Source organism: Bacteroidota bacterium (assembly GCA_013360915.1).
In the GTDB taxonomy this organism is placed as follows: Bacteria; Bacteroidota; JABWAT01; order JABWAT01; family JABWAT01; genus JABWAT01.
On sequence record JABWAT010000015.1, the window covers coordinates 12875 to 25959 of the forward strand.

A 13085-nucleotide genomic window follows, 5' to 3' on the forward strand; every position below is an offset into this window, starting at 1 on the left:
ATGAGAATGGTGAAAAATGGATATGACCGGCTATTTGCTGATTGCCAACCTGGTGATTCTTGTTTGCCTTGGGCTTATTCTGGTCATCCGCACCGGACCGCAAGCCCAGCCCGATTTAGGCCGGGCGGTGGAACAGATCCACACTCTACTCGAGGAACTCGACCACATGCAGGTCACCATCCGGGCAGATAGTGAAGCGATTCTGCGGCAAACCAGTGAAGCGCTTGCAGAGGATCAGGCTTTGTTTCAGTCCGTGATGGAAGAACAGTTTAACACCCTGGTTTCATCCGTTCAAAGTCAGACCATCCGGACCGACCGGAAAATGACCGAATCCGCCATGAAGTCCGAGTTATCGGTGCTGACCACCCGCGAGGAAATCAGGAAAATGATGGAGGAACACCGTTCCGAACTGGCCACGCTTTCCGGACTGATTTCCAATCTGCAAATGAAAAAAACCGGCGGACTTTCAGAGGAGAAGCTGACCCGTTTACTGGAACCCATTCTGGAATCTCTGTTGCAAACGCTGCTGGATCGGTTCATGGATGATCGTCTGAATTCACCGGCAAAACCGGAGTGATAAAAAGATGGAAACCGAAATCCTGAAGACAATGCTGATGATTATTTATCTGACAGTCCTGGCCGGATTTGGGATTCTGCTGATGATCCGCACCCGGCCTCGATCCGCCAACGATTGGATCCGGTTGGACTATCTGGCGGATCAGGTCACCGAGGAACTGAAGCGGTGGCCTGAAAACCGCCGTGCAGAACTGATGAACAGAGCCAGCCACTTGCTGAGGCAGCACAGGAAGCAGCAGATGGATATGCTCATCCGGATGATCAACCGGGCAAATACTCTGACCGAAAAGCTGAAACATCAGCATGAACAGGTGCCCTATTAGACCAAAGGGATTTTTGAAAAACAGTTGATGGATTGACAAAAACAGGCAAAAAAGTAAAAGTGACTTTGGATTAAATGAAGTAAAGGAGCAAGCTCATGACCGGATTGATTATTGTGATCGCTATCTGGCTGGCGTACCGGATATTGCGGTCGCCCGCCCCGGAGAAATCCGAAAAACCGGAGTCCACGTCCTGGCTGCCGGTCATTCTGGCCGGCCTGGTCGGCTGGCTGGTGGGGAGTTGGGGGAAAGAGGAGTAGGGGAAAGGTGTAAAGAGCCTTCTGCCAGGTATGGCCATTGAATCAGAAAATCTGACCGTCCTTCACTCCCATAAACCCATTATGGTCTGCCGGATTATTTTTGTAACATGACGGCTGAAGAAACCATACGATCCTACCTGCTGACCCTGGCACCACTCTATGCCCGCCATCCGCATGAAGCGGTGGTGGCCAGTCTGATTGAACGGGAACTCACCAAAGCCGGATTTGACCTGATGACCGATGAAATCGGAAATGTGGGTGGTTTCCGCGGAACCGGGCTCCTCCCGCTCCTCAATGCTCACATGGATACGGCACAGCGGCCGGATGACCAGGTCATGGGCGAGTTGGTGGTGGAAGAAGATTGCTGGTTTTCACCGGGACATCAGATCGGGTGGGATGATAAAGCAGGAATTGCCATTATTCTGACGCTTGCACGATGCACAAAAACGCCCTTCCGGGTGCTGTTTACGGTGGGGGAGGAAGTGGGCTCCATCGGCATTCAATCCGTACATCCCGAATTGATCGAAAAATCAAGCTGGGGACTCACCCTCGACCGTAAAGGATCGAATGACCTCATCACGTCCTATGCGGGGAAACAACTGGCTTCCAACCGGTTTATCAGCAGGCTGATTCGCTTTTCTCACGAGGCGGGCCATCCGTTGGAAATAAAAACGGGGCAGTCGGCCGATACCTATTATCTGGCTGCTCACATGGAGTGTGTTAATATTTCGGCAGGGTACTATGAACCACACCGCCCGGGAGATTTCCTCCGGTTTGGTGAAGTGGCTGCCATTTACCGGCTGGTAGATCGGCTTCTCACCGGTTTCCGGCCGTGAACGACTGACGGCCGGTCAATGACATACAGCGCGTTGATCTCACTGACGTGCCAATATTTTTCCTTATTTGCAGGTTGTCCTGATTTCTCAATCAAATGATTCGGTCTGATTCTTCAGACATCCGGTCCGGAAACCACAACCCATTTTTAAAAGCAATTGCCAGCGGTACTTGTAAAGGATAAAACAATGACATTAAACGACTTTATTAAACAGTTCGATAAACGCGGTTCTGTTATTCTTCTTGAAGGAAAAAGAAAGGTAATTGATGCAGATAAGGAAAAGCTGACAGCACTTGGAAAGTTGTTAGCGTCTTCTACCATAGACATGGTATTCAGAAGCGGAAATGCAGAAGGGTCTGACCAATTGTTTTCTGATGGAGTTACCGCCGTCGACAACAGACGGTTACAAGTCATTACTCCGTATTCTGGACACAGACGAAAAACCAACCGGGCATTCGAAACCATTTCCTTGGATACCATCAATATTGCGGCTGAATCCGATGTGGTGTATCAATCCAAACAACATAAAAAAACCGGAAACCTGATTGACAAGTTTGTCGCCGGCGAGAAAAACCCTTACACCATAAAAGCAGCGTATATAATCCGGGACACCATAAAAGCAATCGGGACAGTCGATATCAGGCAGGCCTCTTTTGGTATTTTCTATGACGATTTAACCAATCCAATGGCCGGCGGAACGGGCCACACAATGACCGTTTGCGAACAGAACAATATCCCGTTGATTGATCAAAAGACCTGGTTCCGGTGGCTGACTGATTAGAACAACCTGCCCCTCACAATACCTGCAGAAAATGGACATTTCTGTGGTGCAGGTTAAACCGGCCACTCTTAACGTTGGGTTCAGGGACAGTTAACCCACCTCTTTTCCTGATCAAATCCTGAATGGATCGAAGCCGCCTGAACGGAGACAGTGACCAACAGGCAGGCCTCTCGATAGGGCCTGTTTGTCGGCTTACCTGCCAAAAAACAACCAAAATTTTTCCGGTCTGATCAGACCATAAACCGGTTATGGTTTGCCCTCGTACCTATGTAAAAAAGGGAGGATAAACCCATGAGCAAGACCGGCAAAAACCTGATCGATCTGATTGTACTGTACAATCCGGAAAAAGAGGACAAAGGCAATCCGTTCACCAACCGCAACCTGAAATCTGCCTCGACAACCGAGCTGGCAGACCGCCTGCAGCTCGATCCGCGTACCGCCATTCTGTATGCGGCCATGGTTACCATGTCCATCCGTCAGTCTTCACTGGATTTTGGCGATTTTTTCGGGAATCTGGGACTGAAGATGGCCGATAGTCCGTGGCTGTATCAATGCCTGCTGACACTGAAGGAAAGAAAGCTGATTTTTTTCGAACGGAATACGTTCTTTCATGAATCACGTGAGGGACTCTCCTTCTTCATTCCCCGTCGCCATATTCATGAAATACTGAAAGGTGAAGATCCTTCCACCGAGAATAAATTGCCCGATACCTTCGTTGATCTGATCGTTCGTGCCGAGCAGTTGGCCCGCTTACCCGATGAAACCGATCTGACCCGCAGGGACGTGCTGAAAGAATTGTCGGGTCTGATTGAACACTGCGCCGGGATGAGTGAAATCCAGTGGCTGGTTAACCGTGTTACGGATCCCGAAGAACAACTGATCATGTTGCTGGCGGCCGGTGAATGTCTGAATATGAAAGAGGGACTGGATCTGGAAGAATTTTATGATAAATTCTGCGCCCATCATAAAAGTGAGGCCATTGTGAAAAAACAGATGGTGCTTCAGGGTAAACTCGGTGTCATCCGGAATAAAATGCTGGTCTTTATCAAGGATCATTTCCGAAAATCACTGATCATGGAACTGACACCGTCGGTGGTGACCGACTGGCTGGGTCAGATTCAGAAAATGGATACGGACCAGTTACCCAACACCAATCTGGGAGCATGGTCGCTGCCGGATAAAATACCGCCGGTCAGTCTGTCTTTTCCAACCGACCTGGAACCGCGGATCGGGATGATCAGGAAATTGCTGAGTGAGACCGGATACCGTGAGGTATCGACTCGGCTGAATACCCGGGCTGTATCAAAAGGATTGACCTTTTTATTCTACGGACGGCCGGGAACCGGTAAAACCGAGCTGGTTAATCAGTTGGCGAGGGAAAGCGGCCGGGCTGTTTTTAAGGTGAATATTTCGGAAATCCGGGATAAATGGGTGGGCGAAAGCGAGAAAAACCTCGAGAGCATCTTCTCTTATTTCGAAACGGTTAAAAAGGCACAGTCAGTTGAGCCCATTTTATTCTTTAATGAAAGCGATGCCCTCATCGGAAACCGCCTGAAGGTGAATTCCAGTGTGGATCAAATGAACAATGCCATGCAGAACATCCTGCTGGAAAAGCTCGAGACTTTTGACGGATTGTTTTTTGCCACGACCAATCTGCTTGAAAATCTGGATCCGGCCTTTGAACGCCGCTTCCTGTTCAAGATGGAATTCCCGATACCGCCGGCTGAAGTACGCGCCAGCATCTGGATCAGCCGGCTGCCCTTTCTGTCGGCCGATGAAGCGGCGATTCTGGCCGGCGATTTCGAACTCTCCGGCGGACAGATTGAAAACGTTACCAGAAAGTCCGAACTGGAATCCATCCTGAGCGGCACCGACACCACGCTGAGTAAAATCATCGGCTTCTGTGAAGAAGAACTGCTGAACCGCAGCCTTAAAAAACCCATGGGATTTGCATTAAAATGAAAGGAAACAATATGAACCTCCATGCCTACCTGTATACTCAGTTTCTCTCCGATCTGACAAGCATTCATTTCAAGCAACCAAACCATCTGATCATGGAACATCCTGAGGAATGGCGGATTGATTCCGCCACCGTATTCTTTGGCGGACCGGATTGGGAAAACATGGAAACGGATCTCAGATGGGTGGATAAGGAAAACCTCGACAATTTCATTCTCTGTCTGTTTGTCATTACCGTCATTGATCTGACGATGTTTTCTCACTTCCGGTCGCACTATCCGGTATTCCGGGTACAAACCCGGTACCCCAAATTCGGATGGGCGGGTTTCGGACTTCATTATGAGAAGCCGAAGAAACTGCTCACCGTGCCGGTGCAGGCCGGCCTGACCACGCTGACCAAAACCCCGGATGAGGTGAAAGAATTGGTTAATCTGTTTATCTGGGAATGTGACCGGTTTTTTGGCACCCATCTGCCGCCAATCACCACCACTGCCTTTGTGGAAGCCATGCTGGCTGACCGGGACTTCCGGCCGGAGGAAGGGGATACCAGCCTGTTTCTGCAGATTTATACAGAATTGAAATCGAGAATCGACTGAACCGAAATTAAACGCCGTCATTGAAAAAGAAAGGAGCCATGAGCGATGTACAGCTATAAACGGGTGAAAGGTAACCGGTATATCATGCTGGAAGATGGGGACCCCATTAACAATCATCTGGGCAATCCGTTTCCTGCTCTGACAGAAGAACGGGCTTTGCAATTCATGGTTGAGTTAAAGATCATCCAGTACAATGAATTCATTCCGCCTGAAGACCGGCTTCGTACCAGTTTTACTTATTGTGTGCTGTCAACCATGATGGAAGCCAGCGGGAGAACCTTCCCTTTGACGGTTGATGATGAGATTCAGTGGGACCGGGCGTTCCGGCTCAATCCGGGACCGCCGTTGCTGCTGCTGGAACAGCGGGTGATTAATCAGGCAAAAGTTGGGTTACAATCTCCGTGGGTGAATCTGGACCTGAACTACTGCTCCACACCGGAGGAAATGCGGGAAAACGGAACGGCATTCGTCCCCGCCAATATCATTGCGGAATTGAATGGGATACTCAGCTCCTTCCTGCCGGTTGAACGGTTTATGGTTATGCTGCTATCAAGATACATGGTCTTTGGTATCACGTTACCGGTTTTGTGGGTGGCAGACCGGATTGACGACACCTGCCTGGCCGATGGTTACTGGGTATTCGGCCGGTATGCCGGGCCCCGGAAGTTCAAACGGGAAAAGGATCTGCTGCTTTACCGGCTCTCTTTCCTGAAAAAGCTGCAGATCGCTTACCGGAATGGTGAGAAGGGTTTGCCGGTGTAAGGTGCATTTGTTAACGCTTTCTTCCGACACCGTAAATACAGGATGGAGGGGGAGGTGATGTTGTTGGGCTTGCGGTTGGACTGGACCCTCAACGGTGGATTTAATAAAAGTTAAATGAATTTCTAATTAACCGACCTTTGTATCTGAATAAAAAGACTGATACTTTCATTAACTGACCATTGTTAAGAAAAACTTACAGGGTTGGTTTGGTCCGGGAAAAGGAAAAAGGGCTGGATCGGAACAGCCGCTTTTACCACTCGTTGGTCTGTGTAATAATCTATCGATGCAATGCACGCTCACCGGATGGGTAAGAAAAAAATGAAATAATCTGAATGCAGAGTGATTTTTGTTGTAAGAAATACACTGTCAAACACCACACCATAAAAATAAACGGACACATTGGCTTCTGAAACACTGCAGCGAGGTTGAAATGAAAAAACGATTTACTTTGATTTCTTTTGACCTAATCAGAACCGAAGAACCGGACATTTCATATTCAATCGCAACCATACTGGCTTACCTCCGTGCCGATGTGCAGATTTCAGAACAATATGATATCGATCATCTATCCATAAACCTGTACAGAGAGTACGAATCCCATTTTATCACCGATATTGATAAAGTAATACAGCATCTGGATGAGAAACTTATTCAGTCACCTGATGTGGTGGCACTTTCTGAATATATATGGTCAAGAAATCTGACGGGACCTGTTTCTGCGTATCTTAAACAACGATTTCCAAGTGTAAAGCTGATTTTAGGCGGGCCAGAAATTACACCCGTCAGGGTGGAGCAGATTAGCGAAGGTTACCCATTTGCAGATCATCTGATCAGCGGTTATGCAGAGGAAGCACTGGCTGCGATTTTATTGGGCAAAAAAACTGACCTTTTAATAACTGGCTCCCCGGATTGCAATCGTCTGGTCTCTCCCTACCTTTCAAAGGTAATTACAATACATGATCAGGTCAAAATGCTTCGATGGGAGACAAAACGTGGGTGCCCATACAGATGCACCTTTTGCGAATGGAGTCAGGTAGCCGGCAGAAAAGTGATTGAGCTACCGATTGAAAGATTACATGAAGAATTAAAATTATTTTCCACTCTTAAAAATCTTGAGAAAATAAATGTACTGGATGGGACATTTAACACAAAGGACTCCTATCTGACCCTGATGGATGCAATGGGTGAATTAAAGGGGATCACTTTCAGTATACAGACAAGAATCGAAGCAATAAAAGGTAAAAACGGGGACAAGTTTTTAGAAAACCTGATCAGGTACAGGAATATCTTCCCGGAAGTTGGCATTCAAACCATTGTTCCTGATGAAATGGTCACAATCGGGAGGGTAGAGAACAGAGAACAGGCTGGAAGGGAAATTGAGGAAATTAAAAGGGTTCTTCTCTTTTTCAGAGATAACAGGATAAAGTATAAAGCCGATCTGATCTATGGCATACCGGGTCAGACAAAGAAAACTTTTACAGATAGTTTTCGCTTTCTGATCGATTGCGGAACAAAGAAATCAAACATCTCAACATTTCCGCTCAGAATACCAAAGAACAGCAAAATTAAGGAAGATGACACGAAAATCAGAGTTTATCCGATGTTCGAGGGTTGCCCGATTGACATTGTTAAGGAATCATCCAGCTTTACAGCTGAAGAATGGAAGGATATAAACCGTAAATCCGGAACGATGAAGTTTGAGTTTAATGCGGAAAATTCCGGAGGATATGGGAAAATATTATTGGCAACCATACCAAAGGAATTCCGGCTTGTTATCCACTCCAAATTCGGGTACACAAGGTATAAAAAGCTGACAATCGGTTTACAGGTTACTGTTAATACACCATTTATCCGTTCATTCTTCCCGATAGTGGTCCGATGGAAAAGGGTCGGTCCAAAGGAATTTCAGCACATTATATTAACGAAATCGAATAAAATTCTGATCAGAGATCAGAAAAGTCTTTTCTCTGGTTTCGAATATGGTGTCATCAGAAGTGTTGAAAAGGCCATTGATCCGCATGTATTTGATTTGCACGTAGATTCTTACCCCAGTCTCGATATTGCCAGGCAGAACATGGGTAATGGAGCACTTTTGAATTTCAAATACATTGATGAAAAAAAGTTCTTTTCCAGTGAAGAATAAACTTTGGATAAGTCATCGTTGATTTTCTCTTAATTTGAGCAGTTGCATGTATCGTTTATAAAAGCCAGGTATAAACCAATGAAATTAACCACCCTTCTTTGTACCGCAGGAAAGTCACCAATGGTAGCAGTAGAAGCTGCTTATTTTCTGCCGGATGGGTTCGATACGGTTCATGTGATTACCACCAACCACAAGGATGTTGAGAAGGCGATTAACGACCTGCAGTCTGCCTTTTCTGCACTTCATTCCAGGACGGAGCTAAAAATAACGGTCACGACTGAAATCGCTGATTGGAAAACCCATCGGGATTTCGAAGAATTTGAGGAAATCTTATTCACGTGGTACCTGACTCATTATTCACCGGACCAAACGTGGGTATGTCTGAGTGGCGGATATAAATCCATTAGTGCCAGTATGCAGAAGGCAGCTGGCTGGTTTGGGGCAAGGGATATTTTCCATGTTCTGGTGGAAAACGAAAATAGTGTAAAAGCCTGGCAGGATGTGGAGATTGCAAGACAGGAACACCGTTTAACCTTTTTCAGCATGGGCCATGAACCCGGGTGGGCTTTTGCCCGTAATCTGGTTGGATTTACGAATAATACACAAATAACCGAATGGGGTTGGTCTGTTAAACCTGGCCCGCACCAGATCCGGTCCCATTTTGCCGGTGTTTTAAATCGGATTCAAAGTAACTTGTTTACAGGATTAGCTGGTCTTCCTTTCCGTTCATTGCAGTTCCTCAGTCCGGGAATTTGGGACTGGCTCCATCAACCCGTAAATGCACAAACGGATCGTGAATGGATTAGCCGGCTTCCCAAAATTGATCTTCATCTTCATCTGGGCGGATTCGCAACAGAAGGCACTTTGCTTGAAATAGTTCGGAATCGGGCAAATGAGCCAGGCCTGCTGCCTTCTGAGATTCCAATTTCTTATCCTTCTCACTGGCCACTTCCAGCCGCCCCCATTGCATTAAACAGCTATATGACACTGGGAAATAACAATGGATCAGCAATTCTATACGATCCGGGTTGTTTGAAGGAACAATGCAGGCAATTATTTAAATATTTAAAAAAGGAGCGGATTGTCTATGCAGAAATCAGGTGTTCGCCGGTTAATTATGCAAAAGGCCGATCACCGTTGTCGGTTTTGACTGCTATCAGAGAAACATTCCGTGAGTGCATTGAAGATAGTCGCAGTCGTCAGGAATTTACTCCACTTATTAATCTGATTATCATTGTGACCCGGAAAACAGAAGGGGATTTATCTTCCATAAGTAAGCATCTGGCACTTGCAGTGACTGCCTTCCAGGAATTTGACGACGGCCATGACGTGCAGTTGGTGGGGGTTGATCTGGCCGGATTCGAGAATAAGGAAACAAGGGCTGAGTATTACTCGGTGGATTTTGAACCCGTTCACCGGTGCGGGATTGCAGTAACTGCACACGCCGGCGAAAATGATGATGCTGAGGGAATCTGGCAGGCCGTTTACAAGCTTCATGCACGGCGCTTGGGACATGCCCTTCGATTGAACGATTCACCCGACCTTAAACGCACGGTACTGGAACGCCGGATTGGTGTGGAACTTTGCCCCTATTCCAATTATCAGACCAACCCGTTTTTCCTTGATGGGATACAGTCAGAAATCAGAACTCTGGAATACCCGTTACTTGATTATCTGAGAACTGGCATTGTAGCGTTTCCCAATACTGATAATCCGGGTATTTCTGGTGCAGGACTTACAGATAACTTCCTGCTGGCCAGCCGGCTGGCACCCGGACTCATGAGAATTGATCTGCTTCAGATGATCCGACATTCAGCCGAAGTAACGTTTCTGTTGCCGGATAAAAGACACCGTCTTATGGTAAGTCTTGAAGAAATGGTTTTGGAGAGTTTCACCGGCCATTGAAGACAAACGCCAATAAAAAATAACCCCGGAAGTTGTCAGCGGGATACAATTTCCGGGGTTCAACGGCAGGGTATGAGCAGCAGAATCGAGAAAAAGAAGCGTCAGACAACACCAGAAACCAATGGGTAATTGATATCAGATTTCCCTGAGGTAAACTCCATCATTTCAATCGGCCTACTTCTGTCCCACAAGTTTCACTCATAAGAATGAAGGCCTGCTTTTCTGTTTACTTTTTACCAAATAGGATTGTACTGACTAAGTACACGAAATAGCCGAAACTCATAGTCACTCCATTGTTAAAAATAAATAGAACTTTTGACCTTCTGACACGGAACCAGCCTGTAAGGAGTCAACGAGATACTGACAGACTTTACGGTGCCATTACCAATCAATAAAATGGGCAGATTTCATATTTATCAGATCTTTTATGGTTCAGATTAACAACCTTGATGTTTGGGAATTGTCTGACCGGTGATAATCCGGATAATATCCACAACGCAGGTTGGAATACAAGGACCGGTGTCCGGGATGATTCGTTGCATGATGTGCTATTCCTTCTATTGTTCTTCACAGATTAACAAGGTGCCTGATATACCTTTTTGATACCATTGTATAAGAGACGAAAACCAGGTTGTTTTCCAGGATGTCTGCACTGGATTCTTTTTTTCTCATCTGGATTTACTCCTGGTTTCAGTTCTGTTTTATTTTTTATCCTCGCTGACGGCTGCAATGATCGAAATAATTGCAGTAGCGATGGCTACAATGGTTTTCGTTTGCATAACGGTCTCTTTCTCCTTCTTGTTAAGTTTCCAACAGTAAAGAGAGAAAAACTGACCATTTTTCCAGATCACTCTGAAAAAAAAAGGAGTATCAGGGGGTGAATGGTTGAGGGATGCTGTTGAAGGGTTGGTAAATGTCATTTGCGTGTAAGTCGCATGGTCCGGGATAGCCAAAAGATAGCCTTGTTATTACAGGTTATTTGCAATGGACTATGATCAATTTTTCATGCCTGGTGGGGCAGACAGTTGCTATGCCAGATAATGAACAAGGGAAGGCTGGTTGTTTTTTAGGGATTGTTGAATTGTTCAAGTCGTTGACCGGCTCGTCCATGTTCATCGTCTTCGTGAATTTCGGTTGCAATGGTACCCGGCGCAGTCGTAAAGGTTGAACGGATTGTGATGTTTGCTGCTGGCGACATGCTGATGCTTCCTGATTCTGAAAAGTTGCCAGGTTGAAAAGAGCAGGTAAGTCGAAATAATTGCAAGCACGGATTTACAGAACTGTGGAATATTTCCCGGAACTTTTTACAGAAGGTGCAACTGCTATTGCGTCATGATGATTTCTTGCTGCCGGTTACTTCAGGAAGTTGGGCCAATAAAAATCAGAAACATTTCAAGTATGCCCAGGAGCACACTTGACCCCCTTCAGAAAGGGGGTCTGGAAATCGGACCAAAAATAATCCGTATGATTTAAGGAATGCTGATCGGGAATTCCGGTACGACTCTTTGTACGACTTTTTTCATGGTTACCTCCTGTTATTTTTTGTCCTGGTCAACAGCAGAGACAATGGTGGCAGCTGCGGCGACTACAGCACTGGCGATGGCAACAATGGTCTTGGTTTGCATAGCGGTTCGTATCCTTTCAATTTAGTTTGGAACCAAAAGATAAGAGGAAAGAACCCGAAGGATTTCCAGTTTCCTGTGAAAAAATTATTGAGATAGAAAAGAATGGGAGTTGTGGCGGGGTAAGTAAATGTGGGATGTATCAGTTCCAGTCATCCGGACCAGAATGCAAAAAGAGATGGCAAAACAAGGCTCAAGATTGGGAACAGGCTGGATTCCAATCAATCACAGTATAAACTCACCCGCCAATGTAAAGTCGTGGTGACAGCCAGTTTATGACAGGTTGAATGCATCGGATCATTGACGGCCGCCTTGTTTTATTAAACGGGGCCAATTAAATCACGGATAATAAACCGGATGATTTCTGGAATGCATGTTGGAATATTTGGGACAGAAACCTGAATAATTCGTTGCATGGATTGCTCCTATTCTTCGTCGTCCTGAATGGCGGTGGCAATAGTGCCAGCGGCAGAAACAACGGCTGATACAATGGCGATAATTGCTGCAGGTGACATGGTGGTAACTTTTCCTTTTAATTGGTTACTAAGACTTTCAAAGTTTAAAAACCTGATTTTTTCCTGATCCGGGTTTAATGACCCGTCCATTTCCTTTCTGATTTTTCTGCTTCAGTAACAACTGTTTTTGCGGCATAACGGTTACTTCCTTCCGGCTTCTATTTAATAATGGTGCTGACAATGATCCGGATGATGGCCGGAATACCGGTGGTGGTAATGATTTCTTCGGTACTTGGTGCAATTCTTTGCATGGTGTTACCTCCAGTTATTTTTTGTCCTGGTCAACGGCAGAAGCGATGGTGGCAGCTGCGGCGACTACAGCGCTGGCGATGGCAACAATGGTCTTGGTTTGCATAGCGGTTCGTATCCTTTCTTTTTAGTGGTGATCAACTGATAAGAGGAGAGAACCTGAAAGATTTCCAGTTAACTGTAAGAAAAAGTATTGAGCTGGAAGTGAATGAGCGTTGTGTCTGGGAAGGTAAATGTGGGATGTATCATTTCCGGCCATCCGGACCAGAATGCAAAAAGAGAATGCAACAGGAGGCTTAAGATAGGAACCTGGCTCGATACAAATCAATCACAGTCACGCCCCCCCCAGCCGATGCATAGTCGGGTTGGCAGTCTGTTATTGACAGGTTGGATGCGTCATATCATTGTTGGCCATTCTGCTTTACTGTACAGGACCGGTGATATCACGTATAATAATCCGGATAATGACCGGTGTGGTGGTCGGGATTGATGTATCGGTACCTGCTATGATGGGTGACATGGATCGGTCTCCGTTTACTTTTTGCCCTGATCGACAGCAGTG

Annotated in this window: 10 protein-coding genes; all 10 read left to right on the forward strand. The window is 46.2% G+C overall.

Going from position 1 to position 13085, the window contains the following annotated elements:
- Positions 1 to 22 precede the first annotated feature (22 nt).
- Positions 23 to 577: a hypothetical protein gene (locus HUU10_12845; GenBank protein NUQ82493.1), complete on the forward strand. Its 555-nt coding sequence runs from the start codon at positions 23 to 25 to the stop codon at positions 575 to 577.
- A gap of 7 nt (positions 578 to 584) precedes the next feature.
- Complete coding sequence (locus tag HUU10_12850; GenBank protein ID NUQ82494.1) at positions 585 to 899, forward strand: hypothetical protein; 315 nt, start codon at positions 585 to 587, stop codon at positions 897 to 899.
- Between the two features lie 95 nt (positions 900 to 994).
- Positions 995 to 1156, forward strand: coding sequence for a hypothetical protein (locus HUU10_12855; GenBank protein NUQ82495.1), 162 nt, complete (start codon positions 995 to 997; stop codon positions 1154 to 1156).
- A gap of 107 nt (positions 1157 to 1263) precedes the next feature.
- Positions 1264 to 1992 (forward strand): hypothetical protein, encoded by a 729-nt coding sequence (locus HUU10_12860; GenBank protein ID NUQ82496.1) that lies wholly within the window; start codon positions 1264 to 1266, stop codon positions 1990 to 1992.
- Between the two features lie 186 nt (positions 1993 to 2178).
- Positions 2179 to 2772 carry a hypothetical protein gene (locus HUU10_12865; protein NUQ82497.1) on the forward strand — a complete coding sequence of 198 codons (594 nt, stop codon included), beginning with the start codon at positions 2179 to 2181 and terminating at the stop codon, positions 2770 to 2772.
- Positions 2773 to 3063: 291 nt separating this feature from the next.
- Positions 3064 to 4734: an AAA family ATPase gene (locus HUU10_12870; GenBank protein ID NUQ82498.1), complete on the forward strand. Its 1671-nt coding sequence runs from the start codon at positions 3064 to 3066 to the stop codon at positions 4732 to 4734.
- An 11-nt stretch (positions 4735 to 4745) separates the two neighbouring features.
- Entirely contained in the window at positions 4746 to 5327 is a 582-nt protein-coding gene (locus HUU10_12875; GenBank protein NUQ82499.1) for a hypothetical protein, read from the forward strand.
- 45 nt (positions 5328 to 5372) lie between these two features.
- Complete coding sequence (locus tag HUU10_12880; protein ID NUQ82500.1) at positions 5373 to 6089, forward strand: hypothetical protein; 717 nt, start codon at positions 5373 to 5375, stop codon at positions 6087 to 6089.
- A gap of 430 nt (positions 6090 to 6519) precedes the next feature.
- Entirely contained in the window at positions 6520 to 8232 is a 1713-nt protein-coding gene (locus tag HUU10_12885) for a radical SAM protein (protein ID NUQ82501.1), read from the forward strand.
- Positions 8233 to 8310: 78 nt separating this feature from the next.
- Positions 8311 to 10137, forward strand: coding sequence for a hypothetical protein (locus tag HUU10_12890; protein ID NUQ82502.1), 1827 nt, complete (start codon positions 8311 to 8313; stop codon positions 10135 to 10137).
- Positions 10138 to 13085 lie beyond the last annotated feature (2948 nt).